At 33.4% G+C, this 16,328-nt stretch carries 25 protein-coding genes and 1 tRNA gene; 8 read left to right on the top strand and 18 right to left on the bottom strand.

Annotated elements, in window-relative coordinates:
- Positions 1 to 4: 4 nt before the first annotated feature.
- The 6 genes from C6990_RS05740 to C6990_RS05715 form a co-directional block, all read right to left on the bottom strand.
- Complete coding sequence (locus tag C6990_RS05740; protein ID WP_182129342.1) at positions 5 to 694, bottom strand: hypothetical protein; 690 nt, start codon at positions 692 to 694, stop codon at positions 5 to 7.
- The gene (locus C6990_RS05735; protein WP_182129340.1) at positions 691 to 981 is read right to left on the bottom strand and encodes a hypothetical protein; all 291 of its coding nucleotides are present in this window, start codon (positions 979 to 981) and stop codon (positions 691 to 693) included. Before C6990_RS05735 ends, C6990_RS05740 begins: the two co-directional genes overlap by 4 nt.
- 33 nt (positions 982 to 1,014) lie before the next feature.
- Positions 1,015 to 1,248, bottom strand: a complete 234-nt coding sequence (locus C6990_RS05730; RefSeq protein ID WP_182129338.1) for an Lrp/AsnC ligand binding domain-containing protein — start codon at positions 1,246 to 1,248, stop codon at positions 1,015 to 1,017.
- Positions 1,249 to 1,300: 52 nt separating this feature from the next.
- Positions 1,301 to 2,614: a DEAD/DEAH box helicase gene (locus C6990_RS05725; RefSeq protein ID WP_182129336.1), complete on the bottom strand. Its 1,314-nt coding sequence runs from the start codon at positions 2,612 to 2,614 to the stop codon at positions 1,301 to 1,303.
- A gap of 102 nt (positions 2,615 to 2,716) precedes the next feature.
- The gene (locus C6990_RS05720; RefSeq protein WP_182129334.1) at positions 2,717 to 3,523 is read right to left on the bottom strand and encodes a DsbA family protein; all 807 of its coding nucleotides are present in this window, start codon (positions 3,521 to 3,523) and stop codon (positions 2,717 to 2,719) included.
- Between the two features lie 68 nt (positions 3,524 to 3,591).
- Positions 3,592 to 3,666 (bottom strand) — tRNA-Thr (locus tag C6990_RS05715).
- Positions 3,667 to 3,788: 122 nt separating this feature from the next.
- Here C6990_RS05715 and C6990_RS05710 point away from each other — a divergent pair.
- Complete coding sequence (locus tag C6990_RS05710) at positions 3,789 to 4,016, top strand: hypothetical protein (protein ID WP_255465257.1); 228 nt, start codon at positions 3,789 to 3,791, stop codon at positions 4,014 to 4,016.
- Positions 4,017 to 4,106: 90 nt separating this feature from the next.
- Positions 4,107 to 4,658: a pyruvoyl-dependent arginine decarboxylase gene (locus C6990_RS05705; RefSeq protein WP_182129332.1), complete on the top strand. Its 552-nt coding sequence runs from the start codon at positions 4,107 to 4,109 to the stop codon at positions 4,656 to 4,658.
- Here C6990_RS05705 and C6990_RS05700 read toward each other — a convergent pair whose 3' ends face one another.
- The gene (locus C6990_RS05700; protein WP_182129330.1) at positions 4,659 to 5,816 is read right to left on the bottom strand and encodes a hypothetical protein; all 1,158 of its coding nucleotides are present in this window, start codon (positions 5,814 to 5,816) and stop codon (positions 4,659 to 4,661) included. It lies immediately after the preceding gene.
- 131 nt (positions 5,817 to 5,947) lie between these two features.
- Between C6990_RS05700 and C6990_RS05695 the strand changes: the two genes are divergently transcribed.
- The gene (locus C6990_RS05695; protein WP_182129328.1) at positions 5,948 to 6,517 is read left to right on the top strand and encodes a hypothetical protein; all 570 of its coding nucleotides are present in this window, start codon (positions 5,948 to 5,950) and stop codon (positions 6,515 to 6,517) included.
- Between the two features lie 115 nt (positions 6,518 to 6,632).
- Here C6990_RS05695 and C6990_RS05690 read toward each other — a convergent pair whose 3' ends face one another.
- Positions 6,633 to 8,405, bottom strand: coding sequence for a M3 family oligoendopeptidase (locus tag C6990_RS05690; protein WP_182129326.1), 1,773 nt, complete (start codon positions 8,403 to 8,405; stop codon positions 6,633 to 6,635).
- A 77-nt stretch (positions 8,406 to 8,482) separates the two neighbouring features.
- On the opposite strand from C6990_RS05690, the gene C6990_RS05685 reads away from it, so the two are divergent.
- The gene (locus tag C6990_RS05685; protein WP_182129324.1) at positions 8,483 to 8,680 is read left to right on the top strand and encodes a hypothetical protein; all 198 of its coding nucleotides are present in this window, start codon (positions 8,483 to 8,485) and stop codon (positions 8,678 to 8,680) included.
- Positions 8,681 to 8,693: 13 nt separating this feature from the next.
- Here the strand turns inward: C6990_RS05685 and C6990_RS05680 are convergent, their stop codons facing one another.
- Positions 8,694 to 8,948, bottom strand: coding sequence for a UBP-type zinc finger domain-containing protein (locus C6990_RS05680; RefSeq protein WP_182129322.1), 255 nt, complete (start codon positions 8,946 to 8,948; stop codon positions 8,694 to 8,696).
- A gap of 1 nt (position 8,949) precedes the next feature.
- Positions 8,950 to 9,489, bottom strand: coding sequence for an inorganic diphosphatase (locus tag C6990_RS05675; RefSeq protein ID WP_182129320.1), 540 nt, complete (start codon positions 9,487 to 9,489; stop codon positions 8,950 to 8,952).
- 102 nt (positions 9,490 to 9,591) lie between these two features.
- Here C6990_RS05675 and C6990_RS05670 point away from each other — a divergent pair, with 102 nt between their 5' ends.
- Complete coding sequence (locus C6990_RS05670; RefSeq protein ID WP_220463374.1) at positions 9,592 to 10,161, top strand: NADPH-dependent FMN reductase; 570 nt, start codon at positions 9,592 to 9,594, stop codon at positions 10,159 to 10,161.
- 2 nt (positions 10,162 to 10,163) lie between these two features.
- Here the strand turns inward: C6990_RS05670 and C6990_RS05665 are convergent, their stop codons facing one another.
- Together C6990_RS05665 and C6990_RS11015 are read right to left on the bottom strand one after the other, a co-directional pair.
- Entirely contained in the window at positions 10,164 to 10,586 is a 423-nt protein-coding gene (locus C6990_RS05665) for a hypothetical protein (protein WP_182129318.1), read from the bottom strand.
- A 57-nt stretch (positions 10,587 to 10,643) separates the two neighbouring features.
- Positions 10,644 to 10,775 carry a hypothetical protein gene (locus C6990_RS11015; protein ID WP_255465256.1) on the bottom strand — a complete coding sequence of 44 codons (132 nt, stop codon included), beginning with the start codon at positions 10,773 to 10,775 and terminating at the stop codon, positions 10,644 to 10,646.
- 242 nt (positions 10,776 to 11,017) lie between these two features.
- Here C6990_RS11015 and C6990_RS05660 point away from each other — a divergent pair, with 242 nt between their 5' ends.
- Complete coding sequence (locus C6990_RS05660; protein WP_182129316.1) at positions 11,018 to 11,323, top strand: hypothetical protein; 306 nt, start codon at positions 11,018 to 11,020, stop codon at positions 11,321 to 11,323.
- A 33-nt stretch (positions 11,324 to 11,356) separates the two neighbouring features.
- Here the strand turns inward: C6990_RS05660 and C6990_RS05655 are convergent, their stop codons facing one another.
- Complete coding sequence (locus C6990_RS05655; RefSeq protein WP_182129314.1) at positions 11,357 to 11,743, bottom strand: response regulator; 387 nt, start codon at positions 11,741 to 11,743, stop codon at positions 11,357 to 11,359.
- A gap of 176 nt (positions 11,744 to 11,919) precedes the next feature.
- Here C6990_RS05655 and C6990_RS05650 point away from each other — a divergent pair, with 176 nt between their 5' ends.
- Positions 11,920 to 12,891, top strand: a complete 972-nt coding sequence (locus C6990_RS05650; RefSeq protein WP_182129312.1) for a hypothetical protein — start codon at positions 11,920 to 11,922, stop codon at positions 12,889 to 12,891.
- A gap of 140 nt (positions 12,892 to 13,031) precedes the next feature.
- On the opposite strand, the gene C6990_RS05645 is transcribed toward C6990_RS05650, so the two are convergent.
- A complete protein-coding gene (locus tag C6990_RS05645; RefSeq protein ID WP_182129310.1) occupies positions 13,032 to 13,286 on the bottom strand; it encodes a type II toxin-antitoxin system RelE family toxin in 255 nt (84 codons plus the stop codon).
- A gap of 1 nt (position 13,287) precedes the next feature.
- Positions 13,288 to 13,521, bottom strand: a complete 234-nt coding sequence (locus tag C6990_RS05640) for a hypothetical protein (protein WP_182129308.1) — start codon at positions 13,519 to 13,521, stop codon at positions 13,288 to 13,290.
- A gap of 136 nt (positions 13,522 to 13,657) precedes the next feature.
- Here C6990_RS05640 and C6990_RS05635 point away from each other — a divergent pair, with 136 nt between their 5' ends.
- Positions 13,658 to 14,077 carry a DUF1801 domain-containing protein gene (locus C6990_RS05635; protein WP_182129306.1) on the top strand — a complete coding sequence of 140 codons (420 nt, stop codon included), beginning with the start codon at positions 13,658 to 13,660 and terminating at the stop codon, positions 14,075 to 14,077.
- A gap of 23 nt (positions 14,078 to 14,100) precedes the next feature.
- Here C6990_RS05635 and C6990_RS05630 read toward each other — a convergent pair whose 3' ends face one another.
- The 3 genes from C6990_RS05630 to C6990_RS05620 all read right to left on the bottom strand — a co-directional run bounded on the left by C6990_RS05630 (position 14,101) and on the right by C6990_RS05620 (position 16,225).
- Positions 14,101 to 14,664, bottom strand: a complete 564-nt coding sequence (locus C6990_RS05630; protein ID WP_182129304.1) for a class I SAM-dependent methyltransferase — start codon at positions 14,662 to 14,664, stop codon at positions 14,101 to 14,103.
- 193 nt (positions 14,665 to 14,857) lie between these two features.
- Complete coding sequence (locus C6990_RS05625) at positions 14,858 to 15,202, bottom strand: hypothetical protein (protein ID WP_182129302.1); 345 nt, start codon at positions 15,200 to 15,202, stop codon at positions 14,858 to 14,860.
- Positions 15,203 to 15,244: 42 nt separating this feature from the next.
- Positions 15,245 to 16,225, bottom strand: coding sequence for a Cdc6/Cdc18 family protein (locus C6990_RS05620; protein WP_182129300.1), 981 nt, complete (start codon positions 16,223 to 16,225; stop codon positions 15,245 to 15,247).
- Positions 16,226 to 16,328 lie beyond the last annotated feature (103 nt).

Here is a 16,328-nt window from a genome sequence, read left to right as displayed (position 1 = left end):
TTTATTACGGCAAATGCTCTATTTTCCATTTTTTTGCCTCATTTGTACAGTTGAACCACTCAATTTCGGTTTGTTCTGAATCAAATTCCCCTAACTCGTTTCTAAATTCTTCATCACACTGATTTTTCATATTTTCAGAAATCTGTATTACTTTTTGTGTTAGTCCCGTTTGTGGCGCTTCAAACTTTTCTGGCTCATCATAGTTTTTGACCCCAGTTTTAGCTGAATAAAATTCAACCAAACCCAACATTTCATATTCTAATGATTCTTGAATTTGAGTATCTGAACGAATTTTAGCTGATTCATCACCAGTTTCAATCCATTTGATAAACTCTGAATCACTAACTAGTTGAGCCTGAGATGATAATTTCAAAAGATCCACAGAACCCTTGAAGATCTCTGGAGGTGACAATTCATCATATTTGGAAATTATTTCCTCAAAATCCTGCAAATGTTTTTGATAAAATTCCAACAATTCTTCTTTTGTAATGTCTCCTTCTTCCCATTTTGTTTTTTCAGAATAAAATTTTGTTTGTAATTCTTTAACATCTTCTTGTATTTGTTCAAGCTCTATTCCGAATTGGAGCCCTTTCTGTTTGGTTTGGTCTATGGAATAACTGTATGCTGCAATACCTCCAATTATTAGAACTGCTATTATTCCAATTATGATATTCTGTATTTTCTTTTTCTTCAAAGATAATCTATGTAATTCCCATCGTCATCTAACTTTAATTCTACCGTAAATTCTGTACCACTGATAAATGAATCATTTCTAGTTGTTCTTACTCTTCCAATAACTAATTCATATGGCCAAATCTCGACTACTATTGCACCAACTTTAGCTTTAGGAGTTTCTGTAATTTCCATATCTTCTCGTTTAACTCCATGTCTTTCTAGCATATGGATGGCATGATCTAATAGTGGTTTTGGATTATTATAATTTAAAACCCATACTGGAGCTTCATAATCAATTTTTTGCAATTTGAAACAATTCTGATATAACTCCTATAACTATTATTCGGGCTGAATAACATTTAGCGTCATAGTGCTTACAACTCTTGATAATTTTCTAATTGCTGCAATCACTTTTTCTAATTCATCTTGGTTTTGTGTTTGCACTTCTGCAACTACATCATATGCACCAAAAGTAAGATATGCATTATTGACATCTTGCATGTGTTTTAACTCATCTACGATATATTCTTCAGCGCCCAGATCACAATTCAGTAAAATGAATCCTTTGTGCATTAGTATACCTTGTAATAATTAGTGAAGTTCAGGTCTTTAAGTTTTACAGTGATTACCATCTACTACGTCCGCCGTAGCTATTTCTATTATCGTCCCCGTACCTCTTTCTTTTGCCTCTGTCATCTCTGGGGTTTCTACTCCTGTCAGACCTTCCATAACCTCCGGAACGACCTCCTCTGGAATAATTAGATCTTGATTGGCCTCCATACCTTCTTGAGGGTGTCTGTCTTTTTAGAGGATCTGGAATAGATATTTGAATTCCCATTTCTTCATTCAGATCTCTGAGAGGAACTTTGATTTGTCTTTTAATGAGATTCCAATCTCCTACTGACGAATATGATACAAATGTGATTGCTTTACCTAGTGCTCCAGCTCTTGCAGTTCTTCCAATTCTATGAAAATATGCCATTTCTTGATTTGGCACATCATAATTTACTACTAGTTCTACTCTTGGAACGTCAATGCCTCTTGATGCCACATCTGTTGCAACAAGAATATCTGCTTTTCCACTTCTGAATTTACCCATGGATTGTTCTCTTCTATGCTGAGACATATCTCCTTCAATTGCAACTGCATTGTATTTTTCTTGATGGAGGAATTTTGCAACATCTCTAGTTCTATATTTAGTTGAGCAAAATACAATTGATTGACCTTTAGTTTTTTTGATAAAATCAATTAGATACTTGAACTTGTCTCTGTCTTTAATTACCAAATATGATTGATCAATTCCTTCTCCACTGAGATCATCTGCATCTAAAAGGAATTGTTTTGGATTGTTAAGATATTCTTCAGATAATCTGAGAATTTCGGTAGGCATTGTTGCTGAAAACAATGACATAACTCTATCCTCAGGTGCTAAATCCAAAATAAATGAAATATCGTCTACAAATCCCATGTCTAGCATTGTATCAGCTTCATCAAGAACAATATGGGTAACATCTCTGAGTTCGATTGATCCTCTTTTAAGATGGTCAATTAATCTGCCCGGAGTTGCAACAACAATCTCTACTCCTCTGTGAAGAGTATCTAATTGGATTCCCATACCTTGTCCTCCATATACTGTTGCTACTTTGATTCCAGTGTATTTTCCAAATTTTTTAATTTCATCACTAATCTGCATTGCAAGTTCTCTTGTAGGTGCCATGATTAACCCTTGAATGCCATTTTTTGGCTGTATTTCTTGTAGCATTGATAATGCAAATGCTGCAGTTTTTCCAGAACCTGTATGTGCCTGACCAACAACATCTCTTCCTGAAAGTAGTACGGGAATTACAGCTTCTTGAATTGGAAATGCTTCTTCAAAATGTAGATCAGCAATTCCCTTTAGTATCTCATCTTTTAATCCTAATTCTGTAAATTTTGTCATTTTATTTTCTTCTCTTAAGCAATGACGAAAAGCTCATTGCTTTGACGTCATTATTCCGATAATTGAAATGACTCTAAACGTGTAATAAACGCTTGTTATTTTTTACGCCTCTAACTGCGAATCAATAATTTTTTTAAAACTTTCAAATGGTTGTGCTCCTTTAAGCTCTACAAATCCTATCTTTTCATTACCTACAAAAAATCCAGGCGTACCTGACACTCCATAATCTCTACCATCATCAAGATCTTTTCTAATTTCTTCGATATACTTTCCACTAGTAAGACATGAATCAAAGATTTCTTGATCTAATTGAATATTTGATGCATAATTACTAAACAAAGAAAGCACATCATTAGTTTCTAGTTTATTCCATTGATTTTGATTATCAAACAACATATCGTGCATTTCTCTGAATTTTCCTTGTTCATTTGCACATTCAGCTGCAACTGATGCAGGTAATGCATTGGGATGAATACTTTGAATAGGAAAATCTCTGAAAACTAATTTCACTTTTCCTTGTTCAATATACTCTTCAAGAATTAATGGTAGTGTTTGAATGTGAAATCTGGCACAAAATGGACACTGAAAATCTGAAAATTCAATTATAGTAATTGGTGCATCCGGATTTCCAATTATCGGATCATTATCTGCTGAAATTTTTACTGTGGGAGTTGGTTGTTTTGTGGGTAATTGATTTTGCAGTATTTTAAGTTCTAATTTAGCAATTGCATCATCAAGATCTTCTTCTGTAATTTGATTGGAGTTGAATACAGATGAATAAGATCCAGCAAAAAATGCTGCAATTCCAACTATTACAATTAAACTAATTATCAATCCATTAAATGTTGATTTTTTTATAACTTTATTTTCTTTATCATTTCCAATAACTTCAGAATCATCAGAACTCATTTTGATTAAAGGCGAAATTTAGCATACTTATTCGTATTGCCAAATTTGGAAATGTAGAATATTAAAAAAGCCAATGACGGGATCCGAACCCACGACCTGCTGATTACAAATCAGCTGCTCTAACCAGGCTGAGCTACATTGGCACATAGAAAAATGAAATTTTTCAGGTTTAAAATGTTACCAAGATTAATTCCCAGAGCATACTGTATCTTGATCTCATTGCCTGACCGTCAGTTTATAATAATGTCGTATTTTGATACGACATATGAGATACATTGAGCCAACAAGGGTCAAGGTTCTGATGATGATGTTTTTTACTACAGGAGTCTTGGGAATTATTATTGGATTAAGTATTGCACCTCCATCCATGACTATGATGATTACTTTTATGGGTGTCATCAATGTAGGTTTAGGGGCATTCTTTACATTCATCTTTCTGACACAAGTTCAAAAATCTCCTGACAAAAGAAAGAAGAAGAAAAAAAGAGATTAGGTAAAGAGTTTTGGTTTTTACAGATTTGATTTTAGAATTTCTCTTTTTCAATTAAAGTATAAATAATAACTATCTTTGATGAATTCAGAAATGCTTGATTTAGTTGCTAAAAAATTATTTCTTACAAAAGGAAAAGGTGTACACGAAGATAGATTGACCAGCTTTGAATATGCGTTAAGGGATGCAGGAATTGCAGGAACTAATCTTGTATTGATATCAAGCATATTCCCACCTAAAGCAAAATTGATTTCAAGAAAAGAAGGACTCAAACAAATTAGCCCTGGACAAATACTATTTACAATTTATTCAAAAAATCAGACTAGAGAGCCCCATAGGATGTGTGCAGCTTCTGTAGGTATTGCAATCCCCAAGGACAATAGTAGATACGGTTACCTTTCAGAATACGAATCTTTTGGACAAAATGAGACTCAAGCTGGTGATTATGCTGAAGACATTGCAGCACAAATGCTAGCTTCTTCATTGGGAATTCCATTTGATGTTGATAAAAACTGGGATGAAAAAAGACAACAGTGGTCAATTTCAGGAAAAATATACAATACAAAAAACATCACTCAATCAACAAAAGGTGATAAAGATGGAAAATGGACAACTGTATTTGCTGCAGCAGTTCTTTTACTATGATTATTTTTTATATCCTTTAAGATAAAACACTGCAGCCGCAATTGCAACAACAGTTATGATAATTACAACTACGATTGATTCATCAAATTCTATTTTTTCAGCTTGTTTGTTTTGTAATTGCTCTCCACCAAGTGAAAATTCTAGTTCTTGTTTGCTAATTGTTGTATCCTTGCCGAAAATATATTTTCCTTGAATTCTTTGTCCTTCCTGGGGATCGAATATCCATCCTTTTTCTGAAATATCAGTTGGAATTCTTTCATCTCCTATGATTTGTGAAGGTGTAATGTTTCCTTTTACATCTGAAACTTTCGTATCTTCAGAATCTAATACCACTATCTGAATTATTGAATTCAGAGGATAAAACCCTGATGAAAAATAATCTGATCTTTTTAACTCGTTAGTTTTCAAAAATTCTAGTGGACTAACTTGATTGATTTCTGATGCTGTTTGAGGATAATTCACTGATAATCTTAATTGCAGCAGTGATCTATTTTCAGTTGGGATTATTGAGACTGTCATTTTTGAATTTTCTTGATGTGAAAGATTTCTTGCAACATCATAAAATCCTCCTGAATCCCTAATTATTTTAGGAATTAATATTGCAGAGATTTTTTCATACATTGAATCTGTATCTTCCATAGGCATTGTGTATACTGCAGAAATAGTTCCTCTGCCTGAAATTACTCCTGAGGTTTCCATGGCAACACTTGCTTCATCTGAACTGTGGATAAAGGTAGAATGAAGTTCGGCGTTAGTGTCAAACACTTCATTTATCTCATCTATGAACTGTCCTGCAATCTGGATGGTTCTATTTTGAATTTGAAGAAAATTCTTATCCTCTGGATTTCTCTTTACATTAATCAAAATGCATGACTCGTCACTTACGCCTAATACACACTGATTCTGGTTGGTTACTGTGACTGCAGAAATATTTCCATTCTCTCTAATTCGTTGTTCTAATTCTGCTGGAATTTTGATCTCTTGAATGCTTGTACTTTGGAGTGTAATTGAGGCAGTGACATTTTGTGATATGCTCTTGTCAATAATTACTTGAGCAGTTTCTTGAAAGGTTGCAAGACTCATTTCTTGTGAATATGAATAATTTACCGAAACACCAATTACTGCACTTAAAAAAAACAAAAAAACTAACTTTTGCATGGTGTTCCCAACATTGAGGAAATTATAAAATTTACTCCTACTTGGAATACTCTAATCAAGTGATTGGGTGATATTGACAAAAATCCATACCAATTAGATAATATTCTCTACATTTGAATAATCTACTGGTAATGGCACTTATTCCGTTTCTTGTTGATACTTTCAATGAACCCATAATACAACTAATTGCTGTTCTGATAGTTTTTGGAATTGGTCTTATTCAAGGAATAATTTTGGGACGGTCTATTCTTGTAAGATTCCCACGTCTCCAAAATCATCTAAAGACAGTTTCTGTAACATTGTTTTTTTTATTTCTAGCAAATGCTATTTTGAGTGTTCCTAGATTTGCATCACCTGAAAAAATTGATCTCTTTAATTTATCTGCAGGAAATACTGGAGAGATTGCATCATCATTATTTTTGATTTTTGGGATGAATACTGGTTTTCTTACTATCTTGGCAATCTCAGTAACTGTGATGACCTTTGTTCTTTTAAAATTCACAAATCTTGGCGGCGCAGCAAAAATATTTGTCTTGTTTTCCAGTATTCTTTTACTTTTACTTACAGGTTTGAGCAGACTCACAGATCTTACTCCGAGTACGTTTGAAGTTCTTTTGTACTTTCTGTATCAGTTGGGATTCACCATTGGAATTCTTGTTGGTACAATTAGGAAAATAAAGCCAAAAAAATTGGGTCTATAATTTCAAACGTTTAAATCAGATTGCCATTTTTTGTAGGATGACATCGAATTCAAACCGTTCGGGGAACAAGCTGACAGTCCATGCGTTGGACTGTCAGCCCCATTAATTTAAAAATCTAATTCAATGATGATAATGTTTTAACTTGATTACTGACATAATCAAATCCCTCTTGCCAAAACTTTGGAGAACCTATGTCGAATCCGTGCTCTAATAGCAGTTTTTCTGGTTTCTTTGAGCCACCTGCGGCAAGAATTTCGATATATGATGGGACAAAGTCTTTTCCTTCCTTCTTGTATCTTTGAAATAGTGATAATGCAAGTAAATTTCCAAATGAATATGCATAGCAGTAAAATGGTGTGTGGTAAAAATGTGGAATGCAACTCCACTCTATTGCAAAGTCTTCTGAAAGATTTACTGAGTTTCCAAACTGCTCCCTGAGATTTTTAAGATATGTCTTTGAAATTTCATCAACTGTAGTTCCTTTCCCAATTTGTTCGTGGGCATCTACTTCAAAAATCGTAAAAAATGATTGTCTAAGAATCGTTGCATATAGATCATCTATTTTTTCAGATAACATGATCTTTTTTTCGTTGTCTGAAATTTTATCGGATATATTATCATACAGCAACAATTCTGAAAATGTTGATGCAGTTTCTGCTAATGGCAATGGTGCATCTTGAACAAGAATTGATCTGTCTTGTGCAGCTTGACTGTGAACAGCATGGCCTAATTCATGAGCTAAAGTAAACACATCTCTTGATTTTCCTGTAAAATTTACTAGAACATAGGGTGTAATTTTTGGAGTTAATGTGCTGCAAAATGCCCCGTCTCTCTTTCCTTGTCTTACTGATGAATCAATATGATTTTCATTGAATACCTTTCTTGCAAATTCTTCTAATGTATAACTGAATTTTCCTAGAGATTCAAAAACTAGTTTAACTGAATCGTTGTATGAATAGTTTTTTTCTTTGATTTTTGCTGCTGCTGGTGCGTACAAATCATACCTCCTCAATTTTTTCATTTTCAACATCTTTGCTTTTTGAGCAAAGAATTTCTGAAAAACTGAGGAATTTTTCCTACATACTAAAAGAAGTGATTCTATAGTTTTGTCATCAACATCATTTCCAATATTTCTCATTGAGATTGGGGATTTGTAGCCTCTAATCTCAATTCCTTCATCTCTCCAATTAAGAACAATGTTTTGATATATTTCCCCAATTACTCCCTTGTTTTCGGAATATTTTGAAAGAATTGTTTTGTAAGCAGTTTCACGAACTTTGGAATTAGTACTTCGAACATAATTTGTGAGTTCCTCTCTTGTCATCTTTTTTGTTTTATTGCCTATCTTCATTTTGTACTCGTAGGCATTTGTTATTTTGTCATACAATTTTACTAGTGCAGAGATTCCAGTAACGTCTAGTGTGTTGATTATTTTCTCTTCAGGTTCACTAAGTGCATATTTTGCAAATAATCTTTTATGGGCTAGGTACTCTGTTACTTCTCCTGCATTTTTCATTAGTCTCTTTGCATTTTTATCATCGACTTGAGTTTTCCACCATAAATCAAAAAATAGAATCTTGTTTGAAACCTCAGAACCTAATTTTGACATTTTGGTCATTAGTGATGTTGCCTCATCAGACTGTGTGTCTGAAGAATATGACAAAGATGCATATCCTCCAATCTTGCTCATTTTTTCTGAGATCTCTTCTACCTGATGTAAAATATTCATAAATTTTTCAGATGACATTTTGGGATCTAGTTTGGATTTAATTTTTTCAAATTTTTCAGACTGTTTTTCTAATTCCTGAATCTGTTTTTGAAATGCTGGACTTTTTGGATCTTTTGCTAATTCTGACAGATCCCATTTTCCAAGCTGATATTCTGTCATTAAAAATATCATTTTCTAACTATTAAAAAATCAATATGTATTGAAATTCTTAAATCTCAAATTCACGTATACAATATATGGCAACAAGGGATGATCTTAGAAATGATATTCTTAAAGCAACTGAGGAACAGCAGCGACTTATGGCACTACGAAAACCTCTCTTAGGCTCAAAAGCCAATGAGGATCAAATGAATGCATTTCGAATTACAACTCAAATTATGAAATATGAAGATTTTATTCGTGACACTGAAAAGCAACTACGAACAATGAAGTAGATACTAAAGAATATCAGTAATACTCTTTGTGAATATAACACCACTTCCATATGTCATTGGGGATTGCTTTCATAACTGGGTGCCCTGTTTCCTCAAAGTGCTTGGTTGCATGCTTTCCAATAGATGAATCACAACATCCAACATGACCACATGTCAAGCACATTCTAATTGCAACAACTGGTAGGTGTTCTTTTTCACACTCTTGACAACTTTTTGTATTTGGAGAAACTTGTTTCTCTTCAGAGAAATGTTCACATTTTTTTGACATTCTAATATTTTTTCAAAGTGTCTTTGTATCTTTTTATTGATTCCACAATTACAATTTTTGCTTCTTTTGCAGACTTCCAACCTAAGATCTCTACTTTTTTTCCTTCTAGGTCTTTATACACTTGAAAAAAGTGAGCAATTTCTGAACGGTAATGATCTTCGATATCGGCAATATCTGTAGTGTGTAAATATCTGGGATCATTTGTTGCAACACAAATTATTTTGTCATCTAATTTACCATCATCTTTCATTTGCAGTAATCCAATTGGCCTTGCCTCAATTAGAATTCCTGGATATGTTGAGTTTGTAACTAGTACGAGCGCATCAAGTGGATCCCCATCATCAGATAAAGTTTGAGGAACCAGTCCATAATCTCCTGGATAGTGAAATGGTGAGAATAGTACCCTGTCTAATTTTATCATGTTGTGTTTTTTGTCATATTCATATTTGTTCATTGAACCCTTTGGGATCTCTACAATCACGTTAATGATTTCAGGAATATCATTTCCTGATTCAATATCATGCCAAAAGTTCTTGCTCATTTTCTAGCTCTTCAACTATCCAATCAATATATGAATTCTGTGAATTAATTCTAGGTGGGATTTAGAAAAAATCTTTTATTGTATTTTTTTATTTTGTGCCTATTGGCAAAAATTGTAGTTATTGTTGGTTCTGTTAGATCTGAAAGACAAGGAATCAAAGTTGCACAATGGATAGTTGAAAAACTGCAAAATCGCGGCCATCAGGTTTCTATGGTTGACCCTGTGGAATTGGAACTTCCATTACTTGATAAAATGTACAAAGAGATGAAATCACCCTCTGTAAAATTGCAAAAACTACAAAAAATAATTCAGGATGCAGAAGGGTATGTTCCAATAACTCCTGAATATAATCATAGCGTGTCATCTGCGTTAAAAAATACATTGGATTATTTTTTAGAAGAATATTTTTTCAAGCCTTCAGCTATTATTTCATATTCAGCAGGTCCATTTGGAGGAGTTTTGGCTGGAAATCATTTACGGCAAATATTGGCAGAGATGGGAATGCCTGCGATTCCTTCACAATTACCAATCTCTAAAGTGCAGGAAGTGTTTAATGATGATGGAAAATTATTGGATGAAAATTATGATAGAAGGATTACTAAATTTTTAGATGAATTTGAGTGGTATGTTTCAGCTTTTGCAAAACAAAGAGAAACTGGAACACCTTATTGATTTTAAACTATGTCGTTGGAATTTGGAATTACTTTGAAAATCTTTACAGTGTATTCTCCTTCAAAAATATTTACAAATTCTCCTGTAGTCGAATCCAAGTTTCTAACTCTGAATTTGTATTCATAGGAACCGTCTCCTTTTACATCTACTTGAGCGAAATGTACAGGATCCTCGCCGCTGTAAAACTGAATTATTACAGGAAATCTTTCAACGTATTCTGATGGTGCACCTTTTACAAACCCCCAAGGCAATGTATTGTCTTCTGGTACATACATGGTGGCTACTGTTTTCTCCAAACTAATCTCCTCGTTAATTGGAGTGATCGTAACTTCATTGGGTTGTGCTGAAATCTCTGTCGGAATGACTCCGATAGACAAAACTGCAATAATTGATGCCATCAAAAATACGTTAAATTTTAAATTCATCTGATCATGTTTTTTCAAAGCTATTTAAAAAATTTTTTACTGATTTATTCTAGTAAATTATGGTAATTCTTCTTCTAAATCTGAGCATGCTTTGTGAACCCATTTGTCATCTGAATTTTTCAGTATTTCCTTTCCAACCTTAATTGATTCACCACATTCTACACATTTACCATTAAACTTGGCTTTCATAGGGGCGATTTAATTCTGTTCCATTTTAACTAGTCTCTTTGAATCCCTTGATTTCTGTAAATTTTACAAAAAATTTACAAATTTTTATTTATACTTCATGTGCTTAAAATGCACAGCATTTCTATTAAAAACAAAAAAATGCATTATGTCATGATGATGTCTTTTTTATTACTTATTATGTATGTGCTAAAAAATGAGTGTGCCTTTTTCTAATTTAGACTTTAATTTTGGAAATGATTTTTTTGGATGAATATAAAGTCAAAAATCTAAATGCGGATGAAACCTATAGAGAATTAGTAGCAACTGTAATTGAGCATGTTTTGCTTGGAATTGAAATTGACTCACTTGAGATAATTAATAAAAAATTGAAAGAAGAATATAGCATTTCTACAAATGAAATATTTGATCATCCTGAAAGCCTAAAGTCTGTTTTGATCAGTATCTATGGGGATTCATACGATTTAGTTCTCAATAAAATAAAGAGTATTTTTGGCACATCAGTAAATCAAAATAGCATATCTGATTTTATTTCTAGGTTGGAAAGATAAATAAATTAATTTTAGAGTTTTTTCATTTCCCCCTTAATTATTTACTGTAATAGAATTCTTCATTGAAACTTTTTTTATTGTTTCCATAATTATATTCATACTAGATGGTTTGGGTAATATTTCAGAAGCTCCCGCTTTTTTTAATTTCTCATCTAATTTGTCATCTGTACTTCCTGTCAACATGATAACTTTGGCATGGGGATTTATCTTGCGGATCCTCTCTAGACCATATATTCCACTAAACTTTGGCATCAAATAATCCATTACGACAACATCTGGTAAATGCTTTTTGTATAATTCTGCTGCTTCTTTTCCATTCCTTCCAATAGCAATTACATCAATTGAGTTGAAACCAAGAAATTCTGAAATTACTCCAGTTACATCATGGTAATCATCAATTAGTATTACACGAATGTTCATACTATTATGATTGATTTCAAGAATATGTGATCATGTTTGAATATTATGGACAAATTACGCATGCATAAAATTTTTGATAATCAAAATACTTTTCTTTAATCTGTTTTCAACCTCTAATGATTTCCTACCCATGAAATTCTTTAATTATTGAATGATATTTCTTATGAGACATGATCTTGAATTATGGCATAGTTATTACATCAATTCTAGTAATGATTATTGTCAGTTCAAATTTTGTATCAGTTTCTGCCATTTCCGGTAGTTCAACTGAGTTTGGTTCGCTAAATATTGACCAAGATTCCATCTCTATCTCTGAAACTGCTCCCACAATTCTTAATATCTCTGGAAATGTAGTTGATTATAATTCAGGTCAGGTGATACTCATTGAAATCAAAAAACCTGATAACACTTCAATAATTCTAAAAACTCAAGCAGATAAGGAAGGCAATTTTTCTACTCCTATACTGCTTGATTCTAATTGGGATGTAGGAAATTATCCACTATTAGCAACTTATCTCAATAATGAAATTGGTTCTGCCTCCTTTTCTATCACTTCTGTTTCTGTGCAAAATATACCAGTCATGTCCAGCATTGGAAGTTTGGAGATTGATGAAGAGGAAATTACCGTTACAGGTAATGAGAAATCCACAGTTGAGGTAAATGGTAATATCAAAAATTATCAAAGAGGGGAACTGATCACATTAAAGATTCTTCATCCTAGTGGTTTAACATCTGATGTAAAAATCACTGGAAAATCTAACGGCGATTTTACTGCTCACATCAGAATTGCAGATAATTGGGAATCTGGGAGTTTTAGTATAATTGCATCTTATGATGAAGAAAATTTTGGCAAAGTGGATTTTCAATTAAATAAAATTCAGATTCCGTCATATTTCAAAAATGTCGCATCATGGTGGTCTGATGGATTGATTGAAGATTTTGAATTTATTGATGGCATTGAATATTTGATTACTGAGGAAATAATTGAGATTCCAATTTTGTCTGGAAATTCTGGTAATTCTGAGAATACTGTTCCAGATTGGGTTCGTCAAAATATTGGATGGTGGTCAAATGATCTTACATCTGATACTGAATTAGTTAATTCCATTCAATATCTAGTGGAAAAAGGAATAATTCAAGTCAAGTAATTTTAAATTTTCTATGATTTGATAGAGTGATGTAGTGGACCTGATGGTCTCCGCGCCCACAGTGGGGTCGGATACCTTTTTGGCAATTTTACAAAATGAAGTGACGGCAGAAAGTTATTGGAGTATACAAACTCCTACCATTATTTTTTGTAAATTCTTCCCCTGTGATCTGTTTCGATAACAAAGATAATCATTTTACTTTGCTGCAGATCCAAAATAACTCTGTAATTTCCTACTCTAAGTCTGTAAAATGGCGAATTTGAAAGTCTTGCCACACTTTTGAACGGATCTTGTGTACAATCTAACACTGCATCATAAACCCTTTGTGCATTTTTCTTGTCTAGTTTTTCTAGCTGCTTTACAGACTTTTCAGACCATATGACTTGCCATGTCATATCATTTTAGGCCTAGTCTCTTTTTGACTTGTTCAGATGTATACACACGTCCTGCCTTGATGTCTGCCACTCCTTCTTCAATATTTTTGATGATTGCAGGGCTTAACACATCGTCTTCCTGTGAGTTTTTTAGCAGTCTTGCAATTACCATTTCATAGGTTTCGCCTGGATGGGTCATCTGTTTTTTGAGATCGTTTTTTATCTTTTTAGAAAGTTTGATTGTGCTTTGTTCCATGGTATACTCTAGTATACTATGGTATATTCTAATATAAAAACAAAGCTATTGGAGTACTTACAAACTCCTACCAACTTTATTTTTTGTCATCATGGTAAATTACTAATATTCAAAAAACCAATTGTAATTCAAGAACATGAGTCAGAAGAAAATACAGAAAACATTTTCAAATCCAGAGATAACTGAGAAGTTTGCTAGTTATCCATCAAAAATAAGAATCAAATTATTGTCTCTTCGAGAACTCATTTTTGAAGTAGCATCAAAAACAAAAGAAGTTGGTAAACTAGAAGAGACCCTAAGATGGGGCGAGCCAAGTTATCTTACAACTGAATCAAAAAGTGGCACTATGATTCGTATAAACAAGCATAAATTCAAAGGAGAATTTGCAATGTACTTTCACTGTCAGACCAACTTGGTAGAGACTTTCAGAAAAATATACCCAGAATTAACCTATCAGGGAAACAGAGCGATCGTGTTTAATGAAAAAGAGAAAATTCCTGTAAACAAAATAAAACACTGTATTTTGTTGGCACTGACTTATAATCTCAATAAATGATTGGAACGCTTACAGTATTTCTATCATTTATTTTTTACCATTAAATATATTGAATCATCTTTTTCCATTTCTGTGTAAATTTCTATGGCTAAAATCTCAAAATCATTCTCTGCCACTTTCTTTAATTCTTCAATCTGATATTTTGTAAATAATAATCCGTCATAATTTTCATCTTCATCCCCTCTCCAAAAAGAATGAAATCCAATACCATTTGGATTCAAGACTTTTTTCTGTCTCTGAAAGGATTTTTTCAAGTCTTCTCTTGTTAAGTGATGTAATACCTTGTTAGAATATATGCAGTCAAAAGTTCTATCTGTTGGAATAGTTATCGCATCAAGTTTTAGCAAATCTGCATCGGGTTTTTGTCTTCTGTATTTGTCTATGAAAATCTGGGAATAATCGGAACCCGTAACTAGGTAAGATTCGTTTAGAATATCCAAGTCTTTCCCAGGCCCCATACCAAGCTCTAGCACTGTAGATTTTAAAGGAAGAAACTTTTGTAAAATCTTGATCAGTTCTGTTCCATCAAAACCTTCTGCCATCTTGATGTATTCATTAACCCCTTTCTCAGTATCAAAAAATCCCATGTTGATAAATGGTGTTTGTTCTTTATATTTAGTAAAAAAATTAGGACGCTTACAATATCTCTACTTATTTTTCAAAAAGGGGTCTGAACCCACAGTGGGGATGGACCGGATGGAATCCGCAACCACTGTGGGGTCGGATACCTTTTTGACAATTTAGATAACGGCAGAAGCGATTGAGACGCTTACAATATCTCTACTCTTTTTTCTTGGCTTTTTTCTTTGCAGTTGTTTTTCTCTTAGATTTCTTCAATTTTTGATGCTCTTCTGCAAGTCTTTCAGTATATGCCCGCAAAGACTTCCAACAGAACATTGCAAGATAGTAAAAATATGTCAGTTTGACCATGAACAGAGAAATGTCAGGATCTTTTTCACTTTCATTTGAAAATCCGTATTTTTCAGTAATGTCTTTCATCTTATTGCGCCAATTATTGTGATTTTCTTTCAGTTCTTCTAATGACATATTCTTTGAATTTTCTTCAAACTCTGCAAACTCCTTGTAGTCTCTTTCAATCAATAACTGAAATCCGTCAAAATCCACGGTTGCTTATACATGTGATTAGATAAAAAGATGCATTAGTCCTTACAACAAAATCTCATAGGTCCTTGCCTTTGTGGTGCCTCCTTCTTTTACAAGTGCAAAATCGACAAGTTGCATCATGTAGTTGCGATATGTCCTGTCGTTAATGTCGTGTTGTGTCCTCTGCCTGTAGATCCTCATCAACTCGCCCGATCTCAGATTGTTGTGTTCTTTGAGGATGTCTAGAATTTTCAACTGGTGTTCGTTGAGCTCACCTAAAACAAGTGACAGTCTGTATTTTCTGGTTCTCTTGGCAGACAACTTTATTTCATCCATGGTGATGGTTTCCGAGTTGTTGGATTCAGCCTCATTTGCTGCTATCTTTAGAGTCTGCAGTCCAATTCTTGCATCTCCGTTGGAGAACTTTGATAGTACCGATAGAAGATTGTCATTGATACATCCGTCACGTAAACCATAGGAAATACGATGAGTCAGAATCTGATTGATGTCTGCAGGTTCATATGGGTTGAACTCTACTTCATTAAAGAATATTCTACTTCTTAATCTGGAATCTATTTTTGAAAAAGAATGATTGTTAGAAATCAGTATTAGTCCACAGAGATTTCTTACAAAAACCCCTAGTATGTCTGTGTCTTTGATATAATCTGCCTCATCAAGGCAAATCAACATTCTCTTCTTAGATTTCTCAAACTTCTTGATCATATCTCTTGTTGATTCTCTTCCGCTGAACATAATTCCGGAATGAAGTAACACTTCCTCCATTATCTTGTTGGCAGTTCTGTCTCTGAAACAATTCACATAGACATGCTGTTTTGGAAAGTTTTCTTTGAGAATCGACCTGATTATTGCAGTTTTTCCTCCGCCTGGTGGCCCGTGAATATACAGATACTGTGAAAAATCGCCATTCTTTACAGGCTGTAGATGCCGAATGATCTCTCTAATGTGATTTTCTCTTGAAACGAACGTCTCTGGGATGAAGGTATCTTCAAATACGCTCCTGTCCAATAATATCTGCTTTTTCATTTTTGCTAAACGAATTTTATCAAGCTTAAATATTGTGATGGGACCATTTTCCGAAAAAACAGCTTTTGCAAAATAGCTGTTGGAACATAGAAAATTATTTTTT

It is taken from the genome of Nitrosopumilus sp. b3 (assembly GCF_014078525.1).
Classification (GTDB): domain Archaea; phylum Thermoproteota; class Nitrososphaeria; order Nitrososphaerales; family Nitrosopumilaceae; genus Nitrosopumilus.
This window is presented reverse-complemented; position numbering and strand designations above follow the sequence as displayed.

Coding starts and splice junctions, on each gene's coding strand:
- C6990_RS05710 (WP_255465257.1), top strand. CDS start 3,789: ATGAGATACATTGAGCCAACAAGGGTCAAGGTTCTGATGATGATGTTT.
- C6990_RS05720 (WP_182129334.1), bottom strand. CDS start 3,523: ATGAGTTCTGATGATTCTGAAGTTATTGGAAATGATAAAGAAAATAAA.
- C6990_RS05665 (WP_182129318.1), bottom strand. CDS start 10,586: ATGAATTTAAAATTTAACGTATTTTTGATGGCATCAATTATTGCAGTT.
- C6990_RS05620 (WP_182129300.1), bottom strand. CDS start 16,225: ATGAAAAAGCAGATATTATTGGACAGGAGCGTATTTGAAGATACCTTC.
- C6990_RS05640 (WP_182129308.1), bottom strand. CDS start 13,521: ATGGAACAAAGCACAATCAAACTTTCTAAAAAGATAAAAAACGATCTC.
- C6990_RS05695 (WP_182129328.1), top strand. CDS start 5,948: ATGGCACTTATTCCGTTTCTTGTTGATACTTTCAATGAACCCATAATA.
- C6990_RS05725 (WP_182129336.1), bottom strand. CDS start 2,614: ATGACAAAATTTACAGAATTAGGATTAAAAGATGAGATACTAAAGGGA.
- C6990_RS05680 (WP_182129322.1), bottom strand. CDS start 8,948: ATGTCAAAAAAATGTGAACATTTCTCTGAAGAGAAACAAGTTTCTCCA.
- C6990_RS05630 (WP_182129304.1), bottom strand. CDS start 14,664: ATGGGATTTTTTGATACTGAGAAAGGGGTTAATGAATACATCAAGATG.
- C6990_RS05675 (WP_182129320.1), bottom strand. CDS start 9,489: ATGAGCAAGAACTTTTGGCATGATATTGAATCAGGAAATGATATTCCT.
- C6990_RS11015 (WP_255465256.1), bottom strand. CDS start 10,775: ATGAAAGCCAAGTTTAATGGTAAATGTGTAGAATGTGGTGAATCAATT.
- C6990_RS05690 (WP_182129326.1), bottom strand. CDS start 8,405: ATGACAGAATATCAGCTTGGAAAATGGGATCTGTCAGAATTAGCAAAA.
- C6990_RS05645 (WP_182129310.1), bottom strand. CDS start 13,286: ATGACATGGCAAGTCATATGGTCTGAAAAGTCTGTAAAGCAGCTAGAA.
- C6990_RS05655 (WP_182129314.1), bottom strand. CDS start 11,743: ATGAACATTCGTGTAATACTAATTGATGATTACCATGATGTAACTGGA.
- C6990_RS05730 (WP_182129338.1), bottom strand. CDS start 1,248: ATGCACAAAGGATTCATTTTACTGAATTGTGATCTGGGCGCTGAAGAA.
- C6990_RS05635 (WP_182129306.1), top strand. CDS start 13,658: ATGAGTCAGAAGAAAATACAGAAAACATTTTCAAATCCAGAGATAACT.
- C6990_RS05700 (WP_182129330.1), bottom strand. CDS start 5,816: ATGCAAAAGTTAGTTTTTTTGTTTTTTTTAAGTGCAGTAATTGGTGTT.
- C6990_RS05685 (WP_182129324.1), top strand. CDS start 8,483: ATGGCAACAAGGGATGATCTTAGAAATGATATTCTTAAAGCAACTGAG.
- C6990_RS05705 (WP_182129332.1), top strand. CDS start 4,107: ATGCTTGATTTAGTTGCTAAAAAATTATTTCTTACAAAAGGAAAAGGT.